The organism is Mesorhizobium silamurunense (genome assembly GCF_014843905.1).
Classification (GTDB): Bacteria; Pseudomonadota; Alphaproteobacteria; order Rhizobiales; family Rhizobiaceae; genus Mesorhizobium; species Mesorhizobium silamurunense.
Genome location: NZ_LPVS01000096.1, coordinates 1 through 26742 on the forward strand (window position 1 = coordinate 1; position 26742 = coordinate 26742).

Annotated in this window: 21 protein-coding genes and 1 pseudogene; 13 read left to right on the forward strand and 9 right to left on the reverse strand. The window is 64.9% G+C overall.

Features of this window, described 5'->3' with window-relative positions; all coding sequences use genetic code 11:
* Window positions 1-57: 57 nt before the first annotated feature.
* The 4 genes from AU465_RS28800 to AU465_RS28815 all read right to left on the reverse strand — a co-directional run bounded on the left by AU465_RS28800 (window position 58) and on the right by AU465_RS28815 (window position 4813).
* Entirely contained in the window at window positions 58-867 is an 810-nt protein-coding gene (locus tag AU465_RS28800) for an MBL fold metallo-hydrolase (protein ID WP_192255676.1), read from the reverse strand.
* A gap of 44 nt (window positions 868-911) precedes the next feature.
* A complete protein-coding gene (locus AU465_RS28805; RefSeq protein ID WP_192255710.1) occupies window positions 912-1757 on the reverse strand; it encodes an aldo/keto reductase in 846 nt (281 codons plus the stop codon).
* Between the two features lie 111 nt (window positions 1758-1868).
* Window positions 1869-2258 carry a CopM family metallochaperone gene (copM, locus tag AU465_RS28810; RefSeq protein WP_192255678.1) on the reverse strand — a complete coding sequence of 130 codons (390 nt, stop codon included), beginning with the start codon at window positions 2256-2258 and terminating at the stop codon, window positions 1869-1871.
* A 44-nt stretch (window positions 2259-2302) separates the two neighbouring features.
* On the reverse strand, window positions 2303-4813 hold the full coding sequence (locus AU465_RS28815; RefSeq protein WP_192255680.1) for a heavy metal translocating P-type ATPase: 2511 nt from the start codon (window positions 4811-4813) through the stop codon (window positions 2303-2305).
* 190 nt (window positions 4814-5003) lie between these two features.
* Here AU465_RS28815 and AU465_RS28820 point away from each other — a divergent pair.
* The 8 genes and pseudogenes from AU465_RS28820 (at window position 5004) to AU465_RS28855 (ending at window position 16378) form a co-directional block, all read left to right on the forward strand.
* Window positions 5004-7842 (forward strand): annotated as a pseudogene (locus AU465_RS28820) ([protein-PII] uridylyltransferase).
* A 39-nt stretch (window positions 7843-7881) separates the two neighbouring features.
* Window positions 7882-9453 (forward strand): murein biosynthesis integral membrane protein MurJ, encoded by a 1572-nt coding sequence (gene murJ, locus AU465_RS28825; protein WP_192255682.1) that lies wholly within the window; start codon window positions 7882-7884, stop codon window positions 9451-9453.
* Window positions 9454-9553: 100 nt separating this feature from the next.
* Window positions 9554-10084: a dTDP-4-dehydrorhamnose 3,5-epimerase family protein gene (locus tag AU465_RS28830; RefSeq protein WP_192255684.1), complete on the forward strand. Its 531-nt coding sequence runs from the start codon at window positions 9554-9556 to the stop codon at window positions 10082-10084.
* 7 nt (window positions 10085-10091) lie between these two features.
* Window positions 10092-11387, forward strand: coding sequence for a glycosyltransferase family 2 protein (locus tag AU465_RS28835; protein ID WP_210325300.1), 1296 nt, complete (start codon window positions 10092-10094; stop codon window positions 11385-11387).
* Between the two features lie 151 nt (window positions 11388-11538).
* Window positions 11539-12606, forward strand: coding sequence for a tryptophan--tRNA ligase (gene trpS / locus AU465_RS28840; protein WP_192255688.1), 1068 nt, complete (start codon window positions 11539-11541; stop codon window positions 12604-12606).
* A 100-nt stretch (window positions 12607-12706) separates the two neighbouring features.
* The gene (locus tag AU465_RS28845; protein WP_126096486.1) at window positions 12707-13198 is read left to right on the forward strand and encodes a universal stress protein; all 492 of its coding nucleotides are present in this window, start codon (window positions 12707-12709) and stop codon (window positions 13196-13198) included.
* A 139-nt stretch (window positions 13199-13337) separates the two neighbouring features.
* Complete coding sequence (locus tag AU465_RS28850) at window positions 13338-15659, forward strand: amylo-alpha-1,6-glucosidase (protein ID WP_192255690.1); 2322 nt, start codon at window positions 13338-13340, stop codon at window positions 15657-15659.
* 149 nt (window positions 15660-15808) lie between these two features.
* Window positions 15809-16378, forward strand: a complete 570-nt coding sequence (locus tag AU465_RS28855; protein ID WP_192255692.1) for a NifU family protein — start codon at window positions 15809-15811, stop codon at window positions 16376-16378.
* A gap of 140 nt (window positions 16379-16518) precedes the next feature.
* Here the strand turns inward: AU465_RS28855 and AU465_RS28860 are convergent, their stop codons facing one another.
* Window positions 16519-17136: a L,D-transpeptidase gene (locus AU465_RS28860; RefSeq protein WP_192255694.1), complete on the reverse strand. Its 618-nt coding sequence runs from the start codon at window positions 17134-17136 to the stop codon at window positions 16519-16521.
* 226 nt (window positions 17137-17362) lie between these two features.
* On the opposite strand from AU465_RS28860, the gene cueR reads away from it, so the two are divergent.
* The 5 genes from cueR (at window position 17363) to AU465_RS28885 (ending at window position 20726) form a co-directional block, all read left to right on the forward strand.
* Window positions 17363-17752, forward strand: a complete 390-nt coding sequence (cueR, locus tag AU465_RS28865) for a Cu(I)-responsive transcriptional regulator (protein WP_192255696.1) — start codon at window positions 17363-17365, stop codon at window positions 17750-17752.
* An 86-nt stretch (window positions 17753-17838) separates the two neighbouring features.
* On the forward strand, window positions 17839-18132 hold the full coding sequence (locus AU465_RS28870; protein WP_192255698.1) for a DUF1330 domain-containing protein: 294 nt from the start codon (window positions 17839-17841) through the stop codon (window positions 18130-18132).
* Window positions 18133-18204: 72 nt separating this feature from the next.
* The gene (locus AU465_RS28875; RefSeq protein WP_192255700.1) at window positions 18205-18705 is read left to right on the forward strand and encodes an MmcB family DNA repair protein; all 501 of its coding nucleotides are present in this window, start codon (window positions 18205-18207) and stop codon (window positions 18703-18705) included.
* 179 nt (window positions 18706-18884) lie between these two features.
* Entirely contained in the window at window positions 18885-19631 is a 747-nt protein-coding gene (locus tag AU465_RS28880; protein WP_192255702.1) for an SDR family NAD(P)-dependent oxidoreductase, read from the forward strand.
* A gap of 42 nt (window positions 19632-19673) precedes the next feature.
* Window positions 19674-20726 (forward strand): RNA polymerase subunit sigma-70, encoded by a 1053-nt coding sequence (locus AU465_RS28885; protein ID WP_192255704.1) that lies wholly within the window; start codon window positions 19674-19676, stop codon window positions 20724-20726.
* Here AU465_RS28885 and nhaA read toward each other — a convergent pair.
* From nhaA to hrpB, 4 genes are all read right to left on the reverse strand, one after another.
* Entirely contained in the window at window positions 20723-21916 is a 1194-nt protein-coding gene (nhaA, locus tag AU465_RS28890; protein ID WP_192255706.1) for a Na+/H+ antiporter NhaA, read from the reverse strand. The two genes, AU465_RS28885 and nhaA, sit on opposite strands and share 4 nt — an antisense overlap.
* Before the next feature lie 402 nt (window positions 21917-22318).
* Window positions 22319-22882, reverse strand: a complete 564-nt coding sequence (locus tag AU465_RS28895; protein ID WP_126086203.1) for an ActR/PrrA/RegA family redox response regulator transcription factor — start codon at window positions 22880-22882, stop codon at window positions 22319-22321.
* Between the two features lie 104 nt (window positions 22883-22986).
* Window positions 22987-24312, reverse strand: a complete 1326-nt coding sequence (locus AU465_RS28900; protein WP_192255712.1) for an ActS/PrrB/RegB family redox-sensitive histidine kinase — start codon at window positions 24310-24312, stop codon at window positions 22987-22989.
* Window positions 24313-24361: 49 nt separating this feature from the next.
* Window positions 24362-26742: ATP-dependent helicase HrpB (gene hrpB / locus AU465_RS28905; RefSeq protein ID WP_192255708.1), on the reverse strand; the 2381-nt coding region annotated here is incomplete at its 5' end.

The following is a 26742-nucleotide window of genomic DNA, read 5'->3' on the forward strand; positions in this document are numbered from 1 at the left end:
ACTTCGCAAACGCCGGATACGCTTCCGTCAAAACGTGAAAGACTCTAGCCTCGGTTCCTACAAGGGTTCGAAGCGGAAGCCTGTTTCGGTTCGGGAAATCCGGCCGACGCCCGGTGAATCGAGATGCGCTCCGGCAACGCAATAGCCGTTGTCAGCCGCAAGGGCCAATATTCGCAACCGGCTTGCCCGCGCCTGTTCCTGGTCGGCGTCGAACTCCCATGCGACCTCCGGCCGATCGAACTGAAGCGACGGCACATGCACAAGGTCGCCCCAGACCAACAATGTTTCGCCGCCGCTCGTGACACGAAAGCAGGTATGGCCGATTTCATGGCCCGGCGTGGCGATCGCCTCGATACTCGCGCTCAGGCGCTGTCCCGGGTCCAAGGGATGTGCTCGATCACGGAAGCGGCTCAACCTCATTTCCGACCGGAACATGTCGAGCTCAGCTCGAGGGACAAGCAAGCGGGAGAGCTGCGGGAAACCGTCCCGACCATCCGGAAGGATGAGCCCGTGGATATGGTCGAGATGCGTGTGGGTGAAGGCAACTGTGCGTATCCGATCGACGGCGATCTGCGCTTCGCTCAGCGCCTGCGGCAGAAAGCCCATCGTCGGGTGCCAGGCGTTCGAGGATCCCGTATCGATCAGCGTGATTTCTTCGCCGTCGTCGATGGCAAAGGCATTGACCGACAATCTGAGCGCGCCGTCGAAGAGCGGTACGTGCGACGGGAAATCGTCGCCGAAGGGCTTGTCTCCCGGCTGGCGCAGTCGCCGGACCGGCATGTCGACATAACCGTCGCGCAGCGAGGTGACCTTGATGTCGCCGATTTTATAGGTCGCGTGATAAGACCCGTCTGAAATTCGTTCCAACGCTTGCCCTCTGTCCGGTCGCAAAATCCGGATTGAGGTTTCGGTTAGATCATCTCCAGCCCGCGCTTGCGCGTCGGCGGCGGGAAGGCGCGGTCGAGCTCGGCGAAATCTTCCGCCGTCAAAGCGATGTCGAGCGCGGCAGCGTTCTGGCGGACATGCTCCTGCCGGCTGGCCTTCGGGATGGCGATGACGCCTTTCTGCGCCATCACCCACGCAAGGGCGATCTGCGCAGACGTCGCGTTATGGCGGGCGGCCACGGCGTCGAGCCTGGCATTACGGGCGAGCGCGCCCTGCTCGACCGGCGAATAAGCCATCAGCGGAATGCCGCGCTCCAGGCTCCAGGGCGCGAGGTCGAATTCCGGGCCGCGCCGCGAGAGATTGTAGAGGACCTGGTTGGACTGAACGTTGGCGCCGGAGGGCAGGCCGACCAGTTCCTCCATCTCGTCGGTGTCGAAATTGCTGACGCCCCAGTGGCGGATCTTGCCGGCCGCCTTCAGAGCCTCGAAGGCTTCGACGGTCTCGTCCAAAGGCACGCTGCCCGGCCAGTGCAGCAGATAGAGATCGATGCGGTCGGTGGCGAGCCGCTTCAGGCTGTTCTCGCAGGCCCGCTTGACACCGGCGCGCGAGGCATTGGTCGGCAGCACCTTGGAAACCAGAAAAGTCTCGTCGCGGCGCCCGGCGATGGCTTCCGCCACCACCTCCTCGGCCCCGCCGCCGGCATACATCTCCGCCGTATCGATCAGCGTGATGCCGAGATCCAGTCCAAGCCTCAGCGCGGCGACCTCATCGGCGCGGCGCTGGCGATCCTCACCCATCTTCCATGTGCCCTGGCCCAGCACCGGAACGGCCTCGCCGGACGGCAGAGTGGTGGTTCTGATTTCAGAAAACATGGGCTTGGAAGACATGGGGCCTGCTCCGCATAAAGCCGGATCGCAGCACAGCCGTGGCCGGAAATCCAGACCGAAGTCGTCGCCTTCGCCCGGATTCCCGGCTTGGAGCAATCACTTCACCGGATGCTTGGCAAGCCAGTCCTGCATCTCTTTGATTTCCGCTTCCTGCGCCTTGACGACGCCTTCCGCGAGCTTGCGGATTTCCGGATCCTTGCCGTTGGCAATCACCACCTTGGCCATGTCGATCGCGCCCTGGTGATGGGGGATCATGCCGCGGACGAAGTCGACATCGGCATTGCCGGTATAGTTGAGCATCATGTCCTTGTGCATCTTGTCCATCGCCGCCTTGTAGCCAACGGTGGCGGGGCTGTCCGCGCCCATCGCCATGCCGGACATGTCGTGCTTCATCTCCTCAGACTGCGCCGGAACGCTTTCGAGGAACACCGCCAGCAGCATTCCCGCCGCCATCAGCAGCAGCACAATCTTCTTGGCCAAGGTCATCCATGATCTCCTGTTGAATGGAATGTCGTATTTGGGAGCTTCGCTCAGAGTTTCAACGTTCTGAGCCGCAACGCGTTGCCGATCACCGAAACCGACGACAGGCTCATTGCCGCCGCGGCAATCATCGGCGACAGAAGCGTGCCGGTGAGCGGATAGAGCACGCCGGCCGCGACCGGCACGCCGAGCACGTTGTAGAGGAAGGCGAAGAACAGGTTTTGCCGGATGTTGCCGATCGTCGCCTGGGCCAGCGTGCGGGCTCTCACGATGCCGTTGAGGTCGCCCTTGACCAGTGTGATGCCGGCGCTTTCGACCGCGACATCGGCGCCGGTGCCCATGGCGATGCCGACATCGGCGCTGGCAAGCGCCGGCGCATCGTTGACGCCGTCGCCGGCCATGGCGACGCCTGCGCCCTTGGCGCGCAGTTCGTCGACCAGCGCGCCCTTCTCCTCCGGCAGCAGGCCGGCGCGCACCTCGTCGATGCCGAGCCTGCCGGCGATCGCTTTTGCCGTGCGCTCGTTGTCGCCGGTCGCCATGATGATCCTCAGGCCCTTGTCGTGCAGCGCCTTGATCGCTTCGGCGGTGGTTGCCTTGACCGGGTCGGCGACTGCAACGAGGCCGGCGAGCTTGCCATCGACGGCAACGAACATCGCCGTCTTGCCTTCGGCCTGCAGCGTCTCCGCCTTGGCGGAAACCGGCGCGGTATCGATGCCGAGGTCGGCCATCATCGCCGCATTGCCGAGCGCGACCTTCTTGCCGGACACCGTTCCGGAGACGCCCTTGCCGGTGACTGCCTCGAAGTCTTCGGCATCGGCAAGCTTGACGCCGCGTTCGGCGGCACCCTCGACGATAGCTTCGGCAAGCGGATGCTCCGAGCCTTTTTCAAGAGCGGCGGCGAGCGCCAGCAGTTCATTCCCATCGATGCCCTCGGCGGCGGCGACGTCGGTCAGCCGCGGCCTACCCTCGGTCAAGGTGCCCGTCTTGTCGACGATCAGCGTGTCGACCGAGGCGAAGCGCTCCAGCGCCGCCGCTTCCTTGATCAGCACGCCGGCATGCGCGCCGCGCCCGGTCGCGGTCATGATCGACATCGGCGTGGCAAGGCCGAGCGCACAGGGGCAGGCGATGATCAATACCGAAACAGCAGAGACGATGGCGAAGGCCAGGCTGGGCTCGGGGCCGAAGAGCGACCAGGCAATGAAGGCGATGATCGCCACCAGCACCACTGCCGGGACGAAATAGAAGGAGACGCGGTCGGCCAGCCCTTGAATCGGGGCGCGCGAGCGCTGCGCCTTGGCGACCATCTCGACGATGCGCGAAAGCGTGGTTTCGGCGCCGACCTTTTCGGCGCGCATGATCAGCGAACCGTTCTTGTTCAGCGTGCCGCCGGTGAGAGGATCGCCTTCCGACTTCTCGACCGGGAGCGGTTCGCCGGTGATCATCGATTCGTCGATCGCCGAGCGGCCCTCCAGCACGATCCCGTCGACGGGCACGGCGTCGCCGGGGCGGATGCGGAGCTTGTCCGCGGTCTTGACGCTGTCGAGCGGCACGTCCTTCTCGGACCCGTCGGCGCCGATCAGGCGCGCCGTCTTCGGCGCAAGGTCGAGCAAAGCGCGGATGGCCGAGCCGGTGCGTTCGCGGGCTCTGAGTTCCAGCACCTGACCGAGGAACACCAGCGCGACGATGACGGCCGCCGCCTCGAAATAGACCGGCACGCTGCCGTCATGGCCGCGAAACTGATGCGGGAAGACATCCGGGAACAGCGTCGCCACAAGGCTGAACAGGTAGGCGGCGCCGACGCCGAGCGAAATCAGCGTCCACATATTCGGGCTGCGGTTCAGGATCGATTCCCAGCCTCGATGGAAGAACGGAAACGCCGCCCACAGCACCACCGGGCTCGCCAGCGCCAGCTCCAACCAGGTTTTCGCGCGGCCGTCGATGAAGCTTTCGAAGCTGACGCCCAGTATCGGCGCCATGGCGATGACGAGAAGCGGCAGCGAGAGCACGGCGCTGACCCAGAAGCGGCGGGTGAAATCGACGAGCTCCGGGTTCGGGCCCTCGTCGCCGGACGGCACGCCCATCGGCTCCAGCGCCATGCCGCAGATCGGGCAGGAGCCGGGCTTGTCCCGGATGATCTCGGGATGCATCGGACAGGTGTATTGGGTGCCCTTCGGCATCGGCTGCGGCTCTGGCCGGTCGGCAAGGTATTTTGCCGGCTCATCTTCGAACTTGCCCTTGCATCCGGCTGAACAGAAATAGAAGCCCTGCCCTTCGTGGCGGATGAAATGCTTGGCGCTCGCGCGGTCGACAGTCATGCCGCAGACGGGATCGGTGGCCGTCAGATATTCCTCCGGCTCGGCCCGGAACTTCGTGCGGCAGCGTTCGCTGCAGAAATGAAAGGTGCGTCCGCCATGCTCGGCCGTCGGCTTGCCGGCGGCCGGATCGACCGTCATGCCGCAAACCGGATCGCGAATCACCGCTTCGGCCGCAGGCGCGGCATTCTTCGCCGAACAGCAGGATGCGCCGTGCGCGTGATGGTGGTTGTGGTCGGAATGGCTCATGAGCAAATGCCTCGGGATTCTCGAAATTGAGGCGGAGGTAGTCCTTCCAGTAGCTGGAAGGTCAAGGGCCGGTTTCGATTTTTGGGAATTTGGCTGGGGCGGCCGCAAATCGTCCTCCCTCACACGATGGCAAGCGCAGCCGCTCGCCCCCATACACAGCGCCGCGAAAACACGCTATAGACGCCGCCGAATGGCCAAGATCTCCCTGAAACTCGACGAAATCATCGATGGCGAAGCCTTGCGCGGCGACATGACGGCGCTGACGGCGGCGAGCGCCGGCGACGGCTCCGGCAAGACCACGCGCACGGCCGTCCTCCAGCTGCTCAAGGGCAGGCTTGGCGAGGGGCGAAAGATCGCCGAAGCGATGCTGAAGGAGGATGGCGGCGGCAATGCCTGCGCCGAACGGCTGTCGCATCTTATGGATGAGCTGATCCGGGCGCTCTACGATTTCGCCGCGACCCATGTCTACCGGGTCAAGAACCGCTCGGCCGCTGAGCGCATGGCGGTCGTCGCGGTCGGCGGCTATGGGCGCGGCACGCTGGCGCCCGGCTCCGACATCGACCTCTTGTTCCTGCTTCCCTACAAGCAGACGCCGTGGGGTGAGCAGATCGTCGAATACATGCTCTACATGCTGTGGGACATGGGGCTCAAGGTCGGCCACGCCACCCGCAACATCGAGGAATGCCTGAGGCTGTCGCGCACCGACATCACCATCCGCACCTCGATCCTGGAAGCGCGCTTCCTGTGGGGCGAACGCAAGCTCTTTGACGAATTGCTGACCCGCTTCGACCACGAGGTGGTGCGCACCACCGGACCCGAATATGTCCAGGCCAAGCTCGCCGAACGCGACGAGCGCCATGCCAAGGCGGGCGAGAGCCGCTATCTGGTCGAGCCCAACGTCAAGGACGGCAAGGGCGGCCTGCGCGACCTGCAGACATTGTTCTGGATCGGCAAATATTTCTATCGCGTGCGCACCGGCGAGGAACTGGTCGAGAAAGGCGTCTTCACCGAGGCCGAATATCGCGAATTCCAGAAGGCCGAGGATTTCCTGTGGGCGGTGCGCTGCCACATGCACTTCCTCACCGGCAAGGCGGAGGAGCGGCTGCATTTCGACATCCAGCGCGAGATCGCGGAGCGGCTGGGCTACACGACGCATCCCGGCCTGTCGGCGGTCGAACGCTTCATGAAGCACTACTTCCTGGTCGCCAAGGACGTCGGCGATCTCACCCGCATCTTCTGCGCCGCGCTCGAGGAAGAGCAGGCCAGGCATCTTCTGCGCCGCGCTCGAGGAAGAGCAGGCCAAGCATGTGCCCGGCTTCAACCGCATCTTCCTCACCTTCTCGCGGCGCAAGCGCAAGCTTGCCGGCACAAGCGATTTCATTGTCGACAATCACCGCATCAACATTGCCGACGACAGCGTGTTCGAGCGCGATCCGGTCAACCTGCTCCGCCTGTTCTGGTTCGCCGACAAGCATGGGCTGGAATTCCACCCCGACGCGCTGAAGCTGCTCACCCGCTCGCTCGGCCTGGTCAACAAGGCGCTGAGGCGCGACGAGGAGGCCAACCGGCTGTTCCTCGACATCCTGACCTCGGACCGCAATGCCGAGCTCAATCTCAGGCGCATGAACGAGGCGGGACTGCTCGGCAGGCTGATCCCGGACTTCGGCAAGATCGTCGCCATGATGCAATTCTCGATGTACCACCACTATACGGTGGACGAGCATCTCATCCGCTGCATCGGCGTGCTGGCCGAGATCGAGCGCGGCGACGGCGCCAAGGTGCATCCGCTGTCGCACTCGCTGATGCCGGGGCTGAAGAAGAGCCGCGAGGCGCTGTATGTCGCGGTGCTGCTGCACGACATCGCCAAGGGCCGGCCGGAAGACCATTCGGAAGCCGGCGCCAGGATCGCGCGGCGCATCTGCCCGCATATGGGACTGTCGGCCGCCGATACCGAGACGGTTGCCTGGCTCGTCGAGAACCATCTCGTCATGTCGATGACGGCGCAGACGCGCGACCTCAATGACCGCAAGACGATCGAGGACTTTGCTTCGATCGTGCAATCGGTCGAGCGGCTGAAGCTGCTCCTGATCCTGACCGTCTGCGACATCAGGGGCGTCGGACCGGGCGTCTGGAATGGCTGGAAAGGGCAGCTGCTGCGCACGCTCTATTTCGAGACCGAGTTGCTTTTGACCGGCGGCTTCTCCGAGGTGTCGCGCGCCGAGCGCACCGCGGCAGCGCGCGAGCAGCTGGCCGAGGCGCTCTCCGCCTGGCCGGCGAAGGAGCGCAAGCGTTATGTCGCCCAGCACTACGAGAACTATCTGCTGGCCGTCGACCTGCCCGACCAGTTGCGGCATGCCGAATTCGTCCGCGAGGCGGACGCAGCCGGCAAGAAGCTCGCCACCATGGTGAAGACGCATGAGTTCGAAGCGGTAACCGAAATCACGGTGCTGGCGCAGGACCATCCGCGCCTGCTGTCGGTGATCGCCGGCGCCTGTGCCGCGGCCGGCGGCAACATCGTCGACGCGCAGATCTTCACCACCTCCGATGGGCGCGCGCTGGATACCATTTTGATCAGCCGGGAATTCGACCGCGACGAGGACGAGCGGCGGCGTGCCGAGCGCGTCGGCAAGCTGATCGAGGACGTGCTGTCAGGCAAGAGCTGGCTGCCGGAGATGATCGAGAAGCGCACCAAGCCGAAGCGCGGCGCCAAGGCCTTCCGCATTCCGCCGCGCGCCGAGATCCGCAACACGCTGTCGAACCGTTTTTCGGTGATCGAGATCGAGGGGCTGGACCGGCCCGGCCTGCTCTCCGAGGTCACCGGTGCGCTGTCGGACCTTTCGCTCGATATCGCCTCGGCCCACATCACCACTTTCGGCGAGAAGGTCATCGACACATTCTATGTCACCGACCTCACCGGCCAGAAGATCGACAGCCCGACGCGCACGGCCACGATCCACAAGCGGCTGATCGACACGCTCGAAGGCAACGCGCCCGAACGCAACGGCAAGGCCAAGGCGGCGGCCGAGTGACATCCATTTGACGCAATTCCGCAGGCAGTCATCCACCGCATGAGCCTTGTCAAGAAATTCGCCACTGTCGCTTCCGGCACGCTGATGAGCCGCGCGCTGGGTTTCGGCCGCGAGATGCTGATGGCGGCGGCCCTCGGCACCGGGCCGGTCGCCGACGCTTTCAACGCCGCCTTCCAGTTCCCCAACACCTTCCGCAGGCTGTTTGCCGAAGGCGCCTTCAACGCCGCCTTCGTGCCGCTTTTCGCCAAGGAGATCGAGACGCATGGCACCGACGGCGCCAAGCGCTTTTCGGAGGAAGTGTTCGGTGTGCTGTTCTCGGCGCTGCTCGCGCTGACCATCGCCATGGAACTGGCGATGCCGCTGATCGTGCGCTACCTGGTGGCGCCGGGCTTCGCCGACATTCCGGGCAAGTTCGAGACGACCGTCCGGCTGGCGACGATCATGTTCCCGTATCTCATCTGCATGTCGCTCGGCGCCATGATGGCGGGCATGCTGAACTCGCTGCGCCGCTATTTCGCGGCGGCGATCGCGCCCGCCTTCCTCAACATCATCCTTATCGGCGTGCTCGCCTATGCCTGGTATCACGAGCTCGACGCGTATGATGTCGGCTTCGGCCTCTCCTGGGGCGTGCTGGCGGCGGGCATCGTGCAGCTCGCCATCGTCTGGGTGGCGGTGCGCCATGCCGGCATCTCGATCGGCTTCCGCCGGCCGAAGATGACGCCGAACGTCAAACGGCTGCTGATCCTCGCGCTGCCTGCTGCGATCACCGGCGGCATCACCCAGATCAACCAGTTGATCGGCACGGCGATCGCCTCGGGGCAGAACAGCGCCGTGTCGTCGCTGGCTTATGCGGACCGCATATACCAGCTGCCGCTGGGCGTCGTCGGCGTGGCGGTGGCGATCGTGCTGTTGCCGGAACTGTCGCGGGCGCTGAAATCGGGCAATCTGATCGAGGCCGCCAACCTGCAGAACCGCTCGGTCGAGTTCACGCTGTTCATGACCCTGCCGGCGGCGGCGGCGCTCTGGGTAATGTCGGAACCGATCGTGCGGCTGGTCTACGAGCGCGGCGCCTTCGCCGCCAACCACTCGACGCCAATCGTCGCCTCGATCCTGGCGATCTTCGGCCTCGGCCTGCCCGCCTTCGTGCTGATCAAGGCCTTCACGCCCGGCTATTTCGCGCGCGAGGATACGCGCACGCCGATGATCTTCGCCGCCATCTCGGTCGGCGTGAACGTCGCCACCGCGCTGACCTTGTTCCCGTCGATGGGCGCGCCGGGCATCGCGGTCGCATCGGCCGTCGCAGGCTGGGTCAATGCGCTGATGCTGCTCGGCATGCTGATCCGGCGCGGCCATTGGGGCCGCGACGTGCCGCTCTTGAAACGCATTCCGCGGCTGGTGCTTTCGGCTGTTGTGATGGCCGTGGCGCTTTACTTCGCCGAGCATTATCTGGCCGCAAAGCTCGGGCCGGGCTCGCCGCTGGTGGTCAAGGCGACGACGCTGCTCGCGCTCGTCGGCGGGGGTGCCGCGCTCTACTTCATCACCGCCTTCGGTACGGGCGGCGCCGATTTCGGCATGATCCGGAGGAATATCGGGCGAAGCCATAACGGTTAGGCACTTCGGGGAGCTGACCCGAAACTCTGCGCCAACTGTTGAGCCGTTGACGCCAGGTCGTGTATTACCTCCGTCAGCGAGCCTGTTGGAGACCAGTTGAATGCAAACGCTGTCGCTTGACGATTTCGATGATGACAAACCGTGGCACGACGACACTCCCTTGCTGGAGGACATTTCCAACGGCGATCTTATAGCCGGCGTCCGGATTCAACGGTTGATCACTCGTGCCGACAAGCGCGGCGATCTTACGGTTCTGATATCGGCCCTGCTGGAGCCCATCACTCCGCCGCCGCATGTCTATCTGGTATCGGCCGAGCCGGGATCGATCAGGGCATGGGTCTATCACAGGCGGCAGTCCGACCGACTCGCCTATACAAACGGCGACATCAGGGTCGTACTCTACGATCTACGCGAGGATAGCCCCACATACCAAAAATTGGACATTCTCGACGTTGGCGCAGCAAACAAGGTCCTGCTGACAATTCCGCCATATGTCGTTCATGGGGTTCACAACCGTGGCAAGAGTACCGCGACATTCGTAAACATGCCGACGAACTTCTACGACCCTAAAAATCCGGACAAGTCGCGGATTCGCTTCGATCACCCGGGCATCCCGTACAGATTCGAATAAGGTGGCGATGTTTTCGGTCATCATGGCCACCTACAATCGCGGCAGGCACATTCTTCCGTCGATACAATCGGTGTTGCGCCAAACCTGCCAGGACTTCGAGCTGCTGGTTGTAGGCGATTGCTGCACGGACGAGACCGCGGACGTGGTACGGGCGCTTGCGTCTCCTCAAATCCGCTGGTCGAACCTTTCCGAGCGCGGCGGCAGCCAAGCCTTCCCCAACAATGCGGGCATCGAGATGTCGCGCGGGCAATACGTTGCCTATCTCGGTCATGACGATCTCTGGGCTCCGGACCATCTCGAGGCACTCGCCGATCTTTTCGGACGGGATCCGCGACCGGACTTTGTCGTAAGCGGCGCGATCTTTCATGGCCCCAGGGCAAGCAATTATCGGTGGGTGACTGGCATCTTCAGCGAACCGGACGCCGCTTTTAAGCACTTCTTTCCGCCTTCGAGTTTTGGTCACCGACGCGACGTTGTCGATCGAATAGGCAAATGGCGTTACCCCAAAGAGATCAATGCGCCCGTCGACGCGGATTTCATGCTGCGGGCGGCAAAGTCAGGCATGCATTTTGTCTCGACGCAGCGGATCACAGTGCAGAAATTCGCGGCCGGTCACCGCCATCTAAGTTATATGAGCCAAAGCTCTGACGAGCAGGAACGAATGGCCCGACGAATGGCCAGGCCAGGATTCGACGGCTATCTCGCCACCGAAGTGGCCAAGGCAAAGGCAGCCAACGCTTACATGGTCGTTGTCCACCCGGACTATGAGCGCTTTGAGAAGGGTCAACTCGCGACCCAGATCGCGACGAACAAGGGTATCGTCCGCCCGGATCTGCGCACCCTCAGACAGCGCGAGGTCATCAAGCAGGACAACTCGGCAAAGGCGCTCGACTGGTTTCCGCTCCAAACGGGCGGCGGCTGGACAATCTGGGTCGGCTGCAATCCGCGCCCAAAGCTGCTTGTGCCGTTCAAATATGCCGGCAAGGCGCGGACTCGCATGGACATCTGGCACCTTCACCGCGAGGCGTTGACCGGGCTCAAATTGTCTGCAAATGACGAACCGGTTGTGACAAGCATTTCCGAGGCGCGCCAGGAGGGCGATCTTTGGAACGCGCAAGCGACGTTTGAAACGGCGCTGCGAAAGGACGATCACACGATCCTGGAGCTTCACCTCACCAGATTGCAGAGACCCGCGGGACGCAACGGTATCGGCGTGGCCGACATCGAGGTGACGCCGCTCGGGTGGCGAAGCATTGTTGCAAAGGGAACGCAGATGCTCGCCAAGTTTCGTCCGGCCCGCTGATAATCTCTTGCCGCGTTTTTCGGCTTCGTCCATAAGCGCGCCGTCGCAAGACTTTCGCCGCGCGCGGTTTCCAGCCGCGTGATTGGCTCCAAAAAGTCTGCAACTTTTTGGAATCACGCTTTTACGGCCCTCCACAAGCCATGGGGAATTCATGTCCGCCTTCAAGCCACTCGTCTTTTCGGGCGTCCAGCCGACCGGCAATCTGCATCTCGGCAATTATCTCGGCGCCATCAAGAAATTCGTCGCTCTCCAGGAACAGTCCGACTGCATCTATTGTGTCGTCGACCTGCATTCGCTGACGGCGCAGCTCGTGCATCAGGATCTCGGCGATCAGACGCGCTCGATCACCGCCGCGTTTCTCGCCTCCGGCATCGACCCCAAGAAGCACATCGTCTTCAACCAGTCACGGGTCATGCAGCACGCCGAGCTCGCCTGGATCTTCAACTGCGTGGCGCGCATCGGCTGGATGTACCGCATGACGCAGTTCAAGGACAAAGCCGGCAAGGACCGCGAGAACGCCTCGCTCGGCCTGCTCGCCTATCCGAGCCTGATGGCCGCCGACATCCTGCTCTACCGCGCCACCCATGTGCCGGTGGGCGAGGACCAGAAGCAGCATCTGGAGCTGACCCGCGACATCGCGCAAAAATTCAACAACGACTTCTCCGAGCGCATTGCGGCGCTCGGCGTCGGCGTCGAGATGCAGGTCGGCGAGGAGACGGTGAACGGCTATTTCCCGATCACCGAGCCGGTGATCGGCGGTCCGGCGGCGCGCATCATGAGCCTGCGTGACGGCTCGAAGAAGATGTCGAAGTCCGACCCGTCGGACCTGTCGCGCATCAACCTGACGGACGATGCCGACACCATCTCGAAGAAGATCCGCAAGGCCAAGACCGATCCGGAGGCCCTGCCGAGCGAGGTCGACGGGCTGGAAAGCCGGCCTGAAGCCGAAAACCTGGTCGGCATCTATGCCGGGCTCGCCGAAATCTCGAAGGCCGACGTGCTGAAGGAATATGGCGGGCAGCAGTTTTCCGTGTTCAAGCCGGCGCTCGCCGACCTTGCGGTCGAAAAGCTCGCGCCGATCGCTTCAGAAATGCGCCGCATCGAGGGCGACCGCGCCTATGTCGACGCCGTGCTGAAGGATGGCGGCGAGCGCGCCCGCGCGATCGCCGAAGGCACGATGAAGACGGTGCGCGACATCATCGGCCTGCTGCAGGATTGATCGATCCTGCTTGCTAACTTCCGTCACCATGCCGCCGGCGGCTTGCCGCCGGTCAGTGGCGGTGGCAGATTGCGGCCGAATTGATACCGGGCAGATAGACATGGTCTCCAAACGCCTCAGCCGTGAAGCCGGCCATCGCCGCAAGTTCCTGGCGATCATCGACGACACGCCGGAATGCGAGCGCGCCGTCGCCTATGCCTCGAAGCGGGCGCAAAGCACCAGCGGCGTGCTGGTGCTGCTCTATGTGATCGAGCCCGACGATTTCCAGCACTGGCTGGGGGTCGAGAAGATCATGCGCGAGGAGGCGAACGCGACCGCACGCGCGGCGCTCGACAGCTACGCCAACAAGGTGCGCCAGAAGGTCGGCATCGAGCCGGAGCTGGTGGTGCGCGAGGGCAAGCCGACCGAAGAGATCCACAAGCTGATCGAGGAAGACCAGGACATCGCCATCCTAGTGCTGGCGGCCGGCGCCGGCAAGGAAGGCCCGGGGCCGCTGGTGAGCGCCGTGGCCGGCCGAGGCGCCGCCTTCCCCATCCCGGTCACCGTGGTGCCGCAGAACCTCTCCGACGAGGAAATCGAGAGCCTGGCCTGACCGGCTGCGGTTCCGAGGCAAGCACTCATTTCCCAGAACACATATTGGTGCGGCCGCATCCATATTGCGGCCCCTTGGCCTGGCTTTGCAGCGCGCCATTTTGGAATCGTCAGGCAGGCGATATTCCAATGGAGGGCCGATGGCCAAACTGAAGCGCGGGGCAAGCCGAAGCAAAAAGTCGACACGTCAAAGCGAGGCGACCGGACCATCGGTGCAGCCCCGCTCGCAGGCAGCGCGATCCCAGGAAAGAGCCCGGCAGACGCCTCATGCGCAGCAGGAGCGCAAGCGCCGCGTGCTCGCCAAGGGCCATCCGGCCATGGTGGACAGCATTGCCAGCGCGGTTACCGTGAAGAATCTCGATCTCTATTATGTCGTCGCTTCCGACGCGCAGATTCCCCTGAAAGGCGAGCACGGCTTCGGGCTTTATTTCCACGACTGCCGCTTCCTCGGCGGCTACGAGATGACATTGGGCGGCTTGCCCCCGATCGTGCTGGCTTCGACCGCGCAAAAGGGTTACGCCGCGCTTTTCGAATTGGCCAATCCCGACCTCCATTGCGATGGAGCGCGACTGATCCCCAAGGACGAGCTCGGCATCCGCTGGGAGCGCATTCTCGATGCGGGGCGAACATGCGTGCGGGAGGTTCTGACCATCCAGAATTTCGGCAACGAGTCGCATGGCTTTCCGCTAGCCCTGCATTTCGGCGCCGGTTTCGAGGACATTTTCAATGTGCGCGGGCTGGTGCCGAAATATCTCGGCAGGTCCGAGCGGCCCGTCTGGCGGGAGGGCAGGCTGCATTTTGCCTATCACGGCGCCGATCACGTTCGCAGAACGGCAACAATCGTCTTCTCGCCGGCACCCGATGCCATGCACAAGACGACGGCCGAGTTCCGGTTCGATGTACCGTCGGGCGAAAAGCGCACCATCGCAATCACCATAGAACTGAAGGAACTGCCCGAAGGGCCAGAAGCCGAGCAGTTGAGCCAACTCCCGACGTTTGCTCTCGACGGTTTTGCCGGGAAGGTTCAGGCGGACACCGAAGAATGGCTGGAGCGACATACGAAATTCGACAGCGACAGCCTGCTGCTCAACAGCATCATGGACCGCTCGCTGCGCGACCTCGCGGTGCTCAGATCGGATTTAGGCAACAGGGAGTATTTCGCGGCCGGCGTGCCGTGGTTCGTTGCCCTTTTCGGGCGAGACAGTCTGGTCGTCGCACATGAGATGCTCGCCTTTCAGCCGGAGATCGCCGCCCAGACGCTGCGCCTTCTTGCCAGCTATCAGGGACGTCGAACGGATCGATGGCGAGAGGAGCAGCCGGGCAAGATCCTGCATGAGCTGCGCGTCGGCGAGCTCGCTCGCGCAGGCAATGTTCCGCATGCCAGGTTCTACTGCACGGTGGACGCGACTCCGCTCTTCCTGCTGCTTCTCGGCCGCTATGTTGCGTGGACAGGCGACGTGGGACTCTTCCGCGAACTGCAGGAGCCGGTGGAACGGGCTTTGGGCTGGATCGCCAAGGCCGGAGACAATCATGGCGAAGGCTATTTCAAATATCGGACCGTATCGGAGAGCGGCCTCGTCAACCAGGGATGGAAGGATTCGGCCGATGCGATCGTCAGGACCGACGGCAGCATCGCCAAGCCGCCGATCGCGCTTGTCGAGGCGCAAGGCTATGTCTTTGCCGCCAAACATGCCGTCGCCGACCTTTACGAACGCATTGGCGAGCGCGATCGCGCCAAAGAGCTTTGCGGCGAGGCCGAACGGCTTCGAACACGGTTCAACCACGACTTCTGGTGCGAGGACCTGGGCGCCTTTGCGCTGGCGCTCGAAGCGCGAGGCCGCCAGGTCGCGGTGGTTTCTTCGAACCCGGGGCATGCGTTATGGACCGGCATCGCGGACCATGGCAAGGGCCGCCGAACGGTGCGGCGGCTGATGCAGGACGACATGTTCAACGGTTGGGGCGTGCGCACGCTTTCGACCGTGGAGCGGCGCTACAACCCCGTGGGATACCACCTCGGAACCGTCTGGCCGCACGACAACGCGCTGCTGGCGGCCGGCTGCCGACGGTATGGCGAGGACGACGCGGCGCTGCGGATCTTCACCGCCATCGCCGAGGCGGCCATGCACTTCCGGCATCATAGGCTGCCCGAGGCGATGGCAGGCTTCCCGCGCAAGGATTTTCAGGTGCCAGTGCACTATCCCGTGGCCTGTCACCCGCAGGCCTGGGTGGCGGGCGCGGTGCCATTCATGGTGACCACCTGCCTCGGCCTGGAACCTGATGCCTCCGCAGGCAAGCTTCGGATCGTGCGGCCGCGGCTTCCCGATTTCGTCAACCGCATCGAGCTTCGCGGACTGCGGGTCGGGGAGGCAAGTGCCGATCTCGAATTCAGGCGGACGGCCGACGGAGCCGAGGTGAACATTCAGAGGACGAATGGACAACTCAGCGTGGAAGTCGGAGGATAAGGCCTGGCTTGGCCGAAGCGCTCCGACCGGGCAAAAACATTCCGCCAGCCAGCCATACGGGCGACGCGTTTCGCTTGAATGTCCAGCCAATAGAGCCTATTTAGAACTATTCCAAACTATCGGCCCGGGAAGGGCCTGGAGATACCCTCATGTTCATCCAGACCGAATCGACGCCGAACCCGGCGACGTTGAAGTTCCTGCCCGGCAAGGAAGTGTTGCGCGAAGGCACCGCCGATTTCCGCGACGCCGATGCGGCCGCCCAGGCCTCGCCGCTGGCCGGCCGGCTGTTCGAGATCCCCGGCGTCACCGGAGTCTTCTTCGGCTACGACTTCATCACCGTGACCAAGGACGGTCCCGACTGGCAGCACCTGAAGCCGGCGATCCTCGGTGCCATCATGGAGCACTTCATGTCCGGCGCGCCGGTCATGGTGTCGGCCGGCCCCGCCACCGAGACCAGTCAGACCGGCGAGTTCTACGACAAGGCCGACGAGGAGTTGGTGCTGACCATCAAGGAGCTGCTCGACACCAGGGTGCGCCCGGCGGTCGCGCAGGACGGCGGCGACATCACCTTCCGCGGCTTCGAGAACGGCACCGTGTTCCTGCACATGAAGGGCGCCTGCGCCGGCTGCCCGTCTTCGACGGCGACGCTGAAGCACGGCATCCAGAACCTGCTTCGCCATTTCGTACCGGAGGTTCAGCACGTCGAGCAGGTCGCCTGATCTTCCGGCGGCGGCGCCACAAGCAAACAAAAACACAAAAACAAAAAACCGGGCCCCAACAGCCCGGTTTTCTGTCTGTGGACGTCTTGTTGTTGCCTAGACGGTCCGCGCACGAAAGCTTTTGGCCGCGGCCATCGTGATCACATCACGATGACCTTGGCGCCGACCGAGGTGCGGTCGTAGAGATCGATAATGTCCTGGTTCATCAGGCGGATGCAGCCCGACGACATCGCCTTGCCGATCGAGAACCATTCCGGGCTGCCATGCAGGCGATAGCCCATGTCGCCGCCCTTGTTGAAGAGATACATGGCGCGCGCGCCGAGCGGGTTCTTCAGGCCTGGCTCCATGCCGCCGGCGAATTTGGCGAGCTCGGGCTGGCGCTTGATCATCGGCGCCGGCGGCGTCCAGGTCGGCCATTCGCGCTTCAGCGCGATATGGGCGGTGCCGTGCCACTCGAACCCCTCGCGACCGACGCCGATGCCGTAGCGCATCGCCATGCCGTCGCCCTCGATGAAGTAGAGGAACTTGTTCTGCGTGTCGATGATGATGGTGCCCGGCTTCTCCGGGGAGTCGTACCGCACTTCCTGCCGGTGGAAGCGGGCGGGAACCTTCTCGATCGGGATGCGCGGCAGCTGATAGCCGGCATCGGTCATCGCGCCATAGTTGTTGGTGAACAATTGCCCGCCGATGGTGCTGCACCCGCTGACCGCGGTCGAGAGCGCAAGAGCGGCGAGGATTGCAAGTGACTTCCAGCGCATGAATAGGTCTGACGCCCCGCCTCAATATCAGCGGCACGAGTCGGCCGCTTTCTCGCCATCATTCATGCTGGCATTTCTTTTGCTTGCCAAGCGCGCACTGCCTATATGCAAGACCTTCCCTGCCGGTAAGTGCCGAACTGCGGCATTTCGGCAACAGGGCTCGCAGGATTGTGAAGCAAAATCAATGGGGCGACTGGAATAGCCGCCAGAGATGAAGGAGAGCGCCATGAATGTCGGTGATGCCGCCGAACGTTCCGGCCTGCCGGCCAAGACCATCCGCTACTATGAGGAGATCGGCCTGATCCGGCCAGCTCGGGCCGATAACGGCTACCGCGACTACTCGCGCGACGACGTGCACCGGCTGGCTTTCCTGCGCCGCGCGCGCAATCTCGGCTTTTCAATCGATGATTGCAGGCAGCTGATGGCGCTCTACCAGGACCGCGACCGCGCCAGCCACGACGTGCGCGAAATCGCCAGCGCCCATGTCAGGGCGATCGAGGAGAAGGTGCGCGAATTGCAGTCGATGCGCGCGACGCTGCAGAAGCTGATCCACGCCTGCCACGGCGACGAGCGGCCGGACTGTCCGATCCTGGATGATATGGCGGGCGTGGCCTGAATGGCATCGTACCGGACCTAGACAATTGTCAGATCCCTATCTTAGCTCACGAGCCAGCAACACTTAACGGCAAGGAGCACCACACCATGAAGGGATATTGGCTCATCATTGGCACCGAGATCTCGGATCAGCAAGCGCAAGCTGAATATGGACGGTTGTGGAAACCCATAGGCGAGAAGTATCAAGCGCGCCTCAGTTCCATGAAAAACCCGCCCTTGCTGATGGAGGCGCGCGATGCCCGCCGGGTAATCGTCGTCGAATTCCCGACGTTGGAGATCGCCAAGGCTTGCTATGCCGACCCGGCCTATGACGAAGCCAAGCGGCTTGCGCTGCAGGCGTCGAACCGTGTTCTGCTCATCTTGGAAGGGGAACTCGGGTAGGGTTTGTCAAACATACAATCGCCGGGGACGACGGGGTTCAAACCGTGAACAAAATCTGGCATGGTGCCGGCCATGCCACTCGTTTCCCCGATTCCCCTCAACCCGCTGATCGACGGCCGCCAATCCGAGCGCGCCATGCTGGTGCGGCGCGGCGTGCAGCGGCTGCTCACCGAGATGGGCGCGCACGTGCTGCCGGAGTTGTCCTTGGCCACCGGCCGGCGCGCCGATCTCGTCGCGCTGACCCGGCATGGCGACATCTGGATCATCGAGATCAAATCCTCGATCGAGGATTTTCGGGTCGACCGCAAATGGCCGGACTACCGCCTGCATTCGGACCGCTTCTTCTTCGCCACGCATCCCGGCGTGCCGCAGGAGATCTTTCCCGAGGAATGCGGCTTCATCCTCTCCGACGGCTATGGCGCCGAGATCCTGCGCGAGGCGCCGGAGCACCGGATGGCGGCCGCGACGCGCAAGGCGCTGATGCTGAGAATCGCCCGCGCCGGCGCGGCGCGGCTGCTGGCGGCGGAGCTTGCCGGCGTGGCGGTGGCGGCACTGGATGGCGAGAGCGAGTAGATACTCGTCGCAACGCGTGAGGCCGGTGTGTTGCCGCCGGCATCGGGCCGGGCTCAAGCCACCCCCATGCGCAAGGCCGGCGAGAATTTTTCGTTCCGCGCCGATGATTTCCACTGATCGAGATTGTCTTCACCAACAGGCGCGTCCGGCTGATCGGCCGCCTGGAAAAGAGGTGATGCATGAAATCGTTGCAAAATCAGAACGTCGTCGTCGTCGGAGGCAGCCGTGGTGTCGGTCGCTCGATCGTGGAAGCAGCGCTTGGCGAGGGGGCGACCGTGCTTGCCGTCGCCCGCGGCGCCGCCGACCTGAAGCAGCTCGCCTGGGAACGCCCGGGCTTGAGGACCCTTAGCATGGACGCGACGGCGGAGACCGCGCCGCAAGCGGTTTTCGATGCGCTTGCGCCGGACGTGCTGGTGGTCTGCGCGGGCGCGCTCGCCCCTTCCGCGCCGATACAGGAGCAGAGCTGGGAGGTGTTCTCGGCGAACTGGGAAATGGACGTCAAGGCGTCGTTCCTGTTCTGCCGGGAAGCCCTACAGGGTCGGCTCAAAGCAGGCAGCCGGGTGCTGCTGATCGCCAGCGGCGCCGCCATCAGCGGAGGACCGCCGAATTCCGGCGGCTATTCCGGCGCCAAACGCATGCAGATATTCCTGGCCGGACATTGCCAGAAGGAATCGGACCGGCTGGGCCTCGGCCTGCGCTTCATGGCGCTTTCGCCGGCCCGCATCATGCCGGGCACCGGGGTCGGCGATCACGGCATCGACGGCATTGCGGCCTATATGGGCATCCGTCCGGCCGACTTCCTGGCCAGCATGAGCGACATGCAGACGCCGGCCGATGTCGGACGGGCGGTGGTCCAGCTCGCAACCGGGAAGCCGCAAGGCAGTTCCTTCACCGTGAGCGGCAGCGGTCTTGCGGCGGCGGCATGAGGCGCGCAGGATGCCGGCCGAAATCAGCGCCCCGGGCCCAACATGACTGACGCTCCCGGCCCTATCGAACCTTTGGGCCGGCCAGGCCAGCCGGGCCTCGACCGGCTGGCCTTCGAGCGCCTGACGGTCGCCCACCGCCGCGAGCTTAAGCTCCATTGCTACCGGATGATGGGCTCGCTCAACGAGGCGGACGATCTCGTCCAGGAGACGTTCCTCAAGGCCTGGCGCGCGCGGTCGCAATTCGACGGACGGGGCTCGGCGCGCGGCTGGCTCTACAGCATCGCCACCAACAGCTGCCTCAATGCGATCAAGGCGCGGTCGTCGGCGCGGCGCATTCTCGAGCAACCCGAGCGGCCGCCTACCGAAGGAGGAGCGACCGGCGGGCCGGCCGCCGAACTCGCCTGGCTGGAGCCGTATCCGGACGCGGAACTGCCTGACATTGCCGACGACAGGCCGGGGCCGGAGGCGCGTTACGAGACCCGCGACGCCGTGCGGCTCGCCTTCGTGGCGGCGATCCAGCTGTTGCCGCCGAGGCAGCGCGCCGCCCTCTTGCTTTGCGATGTGCTCGGATGGTCCGCCATCGAGACCGCGCAATTGCTGGGTGGATCGACCGCCTCGATCAATAGCGCCTTGCAGCGGGCCCGCGCGACGCTGGGCGGACACCACTCCCAGGGGCTCCCGGCGCAGCGATCCCAGCCCAGCCCGGACGAAGGGTTGCTGCTCGAACGCTATATGCGGGCCTGGCAGGCCGACAATCTGGACGGGCTCGTCGACCTGCTGCGCGAGGACGCCATCTACCACATGCCGCCATGGCGCGAATGGTACCGCGGGCGCCCGGCAATCGGCGCTTTCCTGGGAAGCGTCTGGGGCAATTTTGCCGGCTATCGCGCGGTGGCCATCAGGGCCAACACCCAGCCCGCCGTGGGCGTCTACGCGCTCGGCCGCCAGGATTTCGCGTGGCGGCCCCATTCGCTGCATGTCATTGAACCCGTCGACGGCAAAATCGCCTCGCTGACGATCTATGTCCCGCCGCTCGGCCCCGCTTTGTTTGCGGCCTTCGGCCTGCCGCCGGAGCCTCGCGCCTCGAGGGATTAGCCCAGGTCTTCCTCCACCCCGCCAGCCGCCGGCGCCATGAGCAGCACGGCAGCGCCGAGCAGCGCCGCGACCAGCGAGCCCGCGAGGATGCCGACCTTCACCGCGTCCTGAAGCGCTGGATCGCCGGCGAAGGCGAGCAGGCCGATGAACAGGCTCATCGTGAAGCCGATGCCGCAGAGCAGCGAGATGCCGAGCATATGCAGCCAACCGGCATTGACCGGCAGATCGGCGAGGCCTAGCCGGATGGCGATGACCGAGGAGCCGAAGACGCCGACCAGCTTGCCAAGCACCAGGCCGGCTGCGACGCCGAGCGTCAGCGGCTCGACCAGCCCGGCGAGGCTCAAGCCGCCGAGCGAGACGCCGGCATTGGCGAAGCCGAAGATCGGGATGACGATGAACGGCACGAGCTTGTGCAGGCCGTGTTCCAGTCGGTGCAGCGGCGACTGCTCGAGATCGTGGCCGATGCCGGGTGAACGCTCGAGCGGAATGGTGAGCGCCAGCGCCACGCCGGCGAGCGTGGCGTGCACGCCCGACTTCAGCACCAGCACCCAAAGCACCGCGCCGATCACGAGATAGGGCAACAGGTTCATCACCCGCATGCGGTTGAGCACGACCAGCACGGCGATGGCCGCGAAGGCCGCCGCCAGATAGGCGAGCGACAGGCCGCCGGTGTAGAACAGCGCGATGATGATGACGGCGCCAAGATCATCGATGATGGCCAAAGCGGTGAGGAACACCTTCAGCGAGGCCGGTACCCGTCTGCCGAGCAGCGAGAGCACGCCCAGCGCAAACGCGATGTCGGTGGCGGTCGGGATCGCCCATCCGGACAGCGCGGCCTGATTGTTCCGGTTGATCAAGACATAGACCAGCGCCGGAACCAGCATGCCGCCAGCAGCGGCAATGCCCGGCAGCACGCGGCGCGGCCAGGTCGAAAGCTGGCCGTCCAGCATCTCGCGCTTGATCTCCAGCCCGACCAGCAGGAAGAACACCGCCATCAGCCCGTCATTGATCCAGTGCGCGACGCTGAGCGGCCCGAGATAGGCGTGGAGGGCCGCAAAGTAAGTGTCGGCGAGCGGCGAGTTGGCGACGATGAGCGCCAGCGCCGCTGCCGCCATCAGGATGATGCCGCCCGCCGCCTCGCCGTCGAGGAATTCGCGAAGGATCGATTTCGGCCGCGGCTGGTCGTCCATGTCGCCTCCTTCATGCCGACTGTCGGCCGACTCCGTTGGCGATGATGCTCAAACTTGGACGGCCGGGCAAGCATCGGAGGGCAATCGCCTCCGCTTGAATTCGTCCCATCTTCCCTTCCCTACGCCGGCGCCGCCCCTCACCTGCCTGCCGGCATCCTCTCCCCGTATAGTGACGGGCAGAGAGGCAACGTCATCGGTGATTTCGCCAATCGCCAGCGTTGCAAGAAGAGTGCGGAGGTCGCGGTCAGCCCCTTCTCCCCGTCGGAGAAGTGCCCGGTCCACCCTCCGCAGCTGCTGCGGAGGACGGGCAGGGCGATGAGGGGCAGCGCTGACTTCGACAATTGGTAGTCTTCAAGTTCGGACTGCCATTGGCACCAGGCACCGCCCGCACGTTTAAGCAGGTCAGCGCGGCGCGCGCTTGGCCAGAATCCGCTGCAAGGTGCGGCGGTGCATGTTGAGCCGGCGCGCGGTCTCGGAAACGTTGCGGTCGCACATTTCGTAGACGCGCTGGATGTGCTCCCAGCGCACGCGGTCGGCCGACATCGGGTTTTCGGGCGGCGCTGCCCGCTCGCCCGCGGTGCGGGTAAGTGCCGCGAAGACATCGTCGGCGTCGGCCGGCTTCGACAGGTAGTCGACGGCGCCGAGCTTCACCGCCGTCACCGCGGTGGCGATGTTGCCGTAGCCGGTCAGGATGATGGTGCGGGAATCGTCGCGCTTCTCGCGGATGGCGGCGACCACATCGAGGCCGTTGCCGTCGCCCAGCCGCATGTCGACCACCGCATAGGCCGGCGGATGGGCGCGCGCCTTGGCGACAGCCTCCTCCACGCTTTCCGCCGTCTCGACCGCGAAGCCCCTGGTTTCCATGGCGCGGGCAAGCCGGGTGAGGAACGGCTTGTCGTCATCGACGATCAGCAGCGAGGTGTCCTCGCCTTCGACCATTGCGCCAGTGGTTTCGTCTGCGCTCATCTCATCAGCATCCTACTGCCTTACTTTTACGCAGATACAATTCTGCAACAGCAATGTCCAATTTTTCAGCCGGCAACAGAGCTGCCATGCGGTAAACGCAAGGCTCAGGCGTTGTCGAACATGGTTCCGGACAACTGCTCGGGATTGAGGAAGACCCCGCGCGGCCAGGTGATCTGCACCACCGCGCCCTCGCCGAGCCCGCTCGAATTGCGAAAATCGATCGTGGCGCCCGAGCGCTCCAGCAAGGTCTTGGCGATGAAAAGCCCGAGCCCGAGGCCGCCGCCGGCCTCGGTGCCCTGGCGCGTCGACATATAGGGCTCGCCGATGCGGTCGATGATCTCCGGCGGAAAGCCCGGTCCGTCGTCGATAATGGAGAAGGAAACCTCCTCATTGTCCCAGTTCCAGCTGACGGTGACCGTGTTCTTGGCGAAGTCGACGGCGTTCTCGACCAGATTGCCGAGCCCGTAGATGACGCCTGGGCTGCGCTGCCCGACCGGCTCCGGGCCGATGCGCTCGCCGGGGCGCAGCCGGATCGAGATGCCGAAGTCGCGGTGCGGCGCCGTCACTTCCTCGACCAGCGAGGTCAGCGGCAGGCGCGAAAGATGCGCCTCGCCTTCCGAGGACAGGCTGGTCAGCCGCTTCAGGATCTCGCGGCAACGCTCGCTTTGCGAGCGCAGCAGCTTCACGTCCTCGCTGAATTTCGGATCCTCGCCCAGCGCCTTTTCCATTTCCTTGGCGACGACGGTTATGGTGGCCAAAGGCGTGCCGAGCTCATGCGCGGCGGCCGCCGCGAGACCGTCCAGCGCGGAAAGATGCTGCTCGCGCTGCAGCACCAGCTCGGTGGCGGCGAGCGCGTTGGCGAGCAGGCGCGCCTCCGCCGCGACGCGGAAGGCGTATATCGCGGTGAAGGCGATCGAGGCGAACACCGCCATCCACATGCCGGCTACATAGATGAAGGGCATCGGCAGCGGCGCGTCCTCGTACCAGGGCAGCGGCAGATGGAAGAACACAAGCAGCGTGGCCGCCACGATGACCAGCGCGCCGAGCACCGCCGTGAGGCGCAGCGGCAACGACGCGGCGGAGATGACGACCGGCACCGAGAGCAGGACCGAGAACGGATTGGTCAGACCGCCGGTCATGTAGAGCAGGCCGGCGAGCTGCAGGCTGTCGATGGTCAGGATAACGAAGGCCGACAGCGGGGTGAGCCGGTGTGCGGCCGGATAGCGGAAGGTGAGCCAGAGGTTCATCCAGGCCGAGCAGGCGATGAGCCCGAAGCACATCGAGACCGGCAGCGGGAATTTCAGCCCATAGGCCACGACCAGCACCGCGACGCTCTGGCCGACGATGGCCAGCCAGCGCAGGCGGATCAGCGTGTTGAGCCGCAGCCGCTGGCTCTGCTGGGAATCGGGCGGGCGCAGAATGTTGATCATCGCCAAGAATTACAGCCGTAAGCGCGGAAACGATAGAGCATGGCTTCTTTCAGGTCCCACGCGGCTTGGCACGGCTGGTGGCGGCGGCAAGGAGCGGGTTTTCCGGCCAGACATGCTTGGGATAGCGGCCGCGCATGTCGGTGCGCACATCGGCCCATGAACCGCGCCAGAAGCCGGGAAGATCGCGCGTCGTCTGGATCGGACGATGCGCCGGCGACAGCAGCTCCAGCGTCAGCGGCACGGTCCCGTTCGCGATCGCCGGATGGCGGTCGAGGCCGAACAGCTCCTGCACGCGGACCGCAAGCACTGGCCATTCGCCGTCATAGCGGATCGGCACATGGCTGCCCGAGGGCGCGTCGAAATGGGTCGGCGCCAGCGCGTCGACCTTGCGCTGCAGGTCGTGCGGGACCAGCGACATCAGCCCAGCCGCAAGCATCCCCGGCTTGATCGCCGCGAAAGAAGCATCGCCCGCAAGGAAAGGCAGCAGCCAGCCGTCGAGGCGCTCGAGTAGCGCCTGATCCGAGACATCCGGCCAGGGGGCGCCTAGGCCGCGGTTGAGCCAACCCAGTCGCTGGCGCAGCGTCTCTGCCTCCTTGCCCCAGTCGAGCAGTGACAGGCCGTGCTCGCGCAGTGCGTCGAGGATGGCGAGGTCGGCATCGGCGCCCGAGGGCGCCGGCAGCATGCGCTCGGCAAGCGTGATGGCGCCAAGCCGCGCGGTCTCGCGCACGCGCACCGCGCGCCGCTCGCGGTCGAAGCTGGCTTCACGCTTCGTCTCGATGCGGTCGGCAAGGTTCGCGCGGATGTCGGCCTCGTCGACGGGAGCAGCAGCGGTGATGCGGGCATTTTGCGCCTTGCCTTGCAGGTCGGCGACGACCAGCCAGGTCTCGCCGGCCAGCGGATCGGCGGCATCGACCATGGCGCCTGAACCGTTGGCGAGCACGAAGCGGCCGCGCTCGCCGCGCGCCCTCGCGACACGGTCCGGCCAGGCGTGGATGAGGAGGGAGCCGGCGCTACCCTCCCCCTTGTGGGGAGGGTCGATCCGCGCAGCGGATCGGGGTGGGGTCGGTTCGGGCACGCGGCCGGCGACCCCACCCCGTCGATCGCGCTGAGCGTTGCTCAGCGCACTCGCCGACCCTCCCCTCGAGGGGGAGGGTGAGACCAGGCGCTCGGCAAGCTGCCGGGCTGCATTGGCGCGCGAGGATTTTTCAGTGCGAAAGCGCATCAGCCGCCGTTCCAAATCGGCGCTGTCGCCGCCAAGCCCGCGCTCCGTCAGCAGCACAGCGAGCGTCGCGGCTTCGAGCGCCCGGCCGTTCCTTGCCGCTTCCGCCACCATATGCGCAAGCCGCACCGGCAGCGCCAGCTTGCGCATCGCCGCGCCCGCCTCGGTCAGCCGGCCAGCGTCATCGATGGCGTGCAACGCGCTGAGCAGAACGCGCGCTTCATTGAGGGCCGGCGCCGGCGGCGGATCGAGGAAGGCCAGGCTCGTCGGATCGGCAACGCCAAAGGCGGCGCAGTCGAGCAGCAGGCCGGAAAGGTCGGCCTCGAGGATTTCCGGCGGCGTGAAGGCGGGCAGTGCCGCCGTCTGCTCGGCGCGCCACAGCCGCATCGCAACGCCGGCTTGCGTGCGCCCGGCACGGCCGGCGCGCTGATCGGCGGAAGCCTTGCTGACGCGCACCGTCTCCAGCCTTGTCAGGCCGCTTGCCGGCTCGTAGCGCGGCAGCCGCGACAGGCCGGAATCGATGACGACGCGCACACCGTCGATGGTGATCGAGGTCTCGGCGATCGACGTCGCCAGCACCACCTTGCGGCGGCCGGGCGGCGCCGGCCTGATTGCCGCGTCCTGCGTCCTGTTGTCCAATAGGCCGTAGAGCGGAACGACATCGGTATCGGCGGCGACATTGCCCTGAAGCCGCTCGGCCGTGCGCTCGATCTCACGCTGTCCGGGCAGGAAGGCGAGCACGCTGCCCTGCTCGGCGGCGAGAGCGGAACGGACCGCCTTGGCCATCGCGTCCTCGACGGCCACGCCGGCCGGACGCTCGTCGTAGCGGATGTCGACCGGGAAGGCGCGGCCCTCGCTTTCGATGACCGGCGCTCCGGAAAGCAGCCTGGCGACGCGCGCGCCGTCGAGCGTCGCCGACATGACCAGCAGGCGCAGCTCCGGCCGCAGCGCGCCCTGCACGTCGAGCGCCAGGGCGAGGCCGAAATCGCCGTCGAGCGAGCGCTCGTGGAATTCGTCGAAGATCACCGTCGAGACGCCGGGCAGCTCCGGATCGTCGAGGATCATGCGGGACAACACGCCTTCCGTGACGACGAGGATTTTTGTCCGCGCCGAAGTACGGTTCTCCATGCGCATGGCGTAGCCGACGGTGCCGCCGGGCTCCTCGCCGAGCAGCTCCGCCATGCGGCGCGCGGCAGCGCGGGCGGCGAGCC

Coding starts and splice junctions, on each gene's coding strand:
- AU465_RS28895 (WP_126086203.1), bottom strand. CDS start 22,882: ATGAGCGCAGACGAAACCACTGGCGCAATGGTCGAAGGCGAGGACACC.
- cueR (WP_192255696.1), top strand. CDS start 17,363: ATGAATGTCGGTGATGCCGCCGAACGTTCCGGCCTGCCGGCCAAGACC.
- copM (WP_192255678.1), bottom strand. CDS start 2,258: ATGACCTTGGCCAAGAAGATTGTGCTGCTGCTGATGGCGGCGGGAATG.
- AU465_RS28805 (WP_192255710.1), bottom strand. CDS start 1,757: ATGTTTTCTGAAATCAGAACCACCACTCTGCCGTCCGGCGAGGCCGTT.
- nhaA (WP_192255706.1), bottom strand. CDS start 21,916: ATGGACGACCAGCCGCGGCCGAAATCGATCCTTCGCGAATTCCTCGAC.
- AU465_RS28875 (WP_192255700.1), top strand. CDS start 18,205: ATGCCACTCGTTTCCCCGATTCCCCTCAACCCGCTGATCGACGGCCGC.
- AU465_RS28880 (WP_192255702.1), top strand. CDS start 18,885: ATGAAATCGTTGCAAAATCAGAACGTCGTCGTCGTCGGAGGCAGCCGT.
- AU465_RS28850 (WP_192255690.1), top strand. CDS start 13,338: ATGGCCAAACTGAAGCGCGGGGCAAGCCGAAGCAAAAAGTCGACACGT.
- AU465_RS28870 (WP_192255698.1), top strand. CDS start 17,839: ATGAAGGGATATTGGCTCATCATTGGCACCGAGATCTCGGATCAGCAA.
- trpS (WP_192255688.1), top strand. CDS start 11,539: ATGTCCGCCTTCAAGCCACTCGTCTTTTCGGGCGTCCAGCCGACCGGC.
- AU465_RS28835 (WP_210325300.1), top strand. CDS start 10,092: ATGTTTTCGGTCATCATGGCCACCTACAATCGCGGCAGGCACATTCTT.
- AU465_RS28885 (WP_192255704.1), top strand. CDS start 19,674: ATGACTGACGCTCCCGGCCCTATCGAACCTTTGGGCCGGCCAGGCCAG.
- AU465_RS28860 (WP_192255694.1), bottom strand. CDS start 17,136: ATGCGCTGGAAGTCACTTGCAATCCTCGCCGCTCTTGCGCTCTCGACC.
- AU465_RS28900 (WP_192255712.1), bottom strand. CDS start 24,312: ATGATCAACATTCTGCGCCCGCCCGATTCCCAGCAGAGCCAGCGGCTG.
- AU465_RS28815 (WP_192255680.1), bottom strand. CDS start 4,813: ATGAGCCATTCCGACCACAACCACCATCACGCGCACGGCGCATCCTGC.
- murJ (WP_192255682.1), top strand. CDS start 7,882: ATGAGCCTTGTCAAGAAATTCGCCACTGTCGCTTCCGGCACGCTGATG.
- AU465_RS28830 (WP_192255684.1), top strand. CDS start 9,554: ATGCAAACGCTGTCGCTTGACGATTTCGATGATGACAAACCGTGGCAC.
- AU465_RS28845 (WP_126096486.1), top strand. CDS start 12,707: ATGGTCTCCAAACGCCTCAGCCGTGAAGCCGGCCATCGCCGCAAGTTC.
- AU465_RS28855 (WP_192255692.1), top strand. CDS start 15,809: ATGTTCATCCAGACCGAATCGACGCCGAACCCGGCGACGTTGAAGTTC.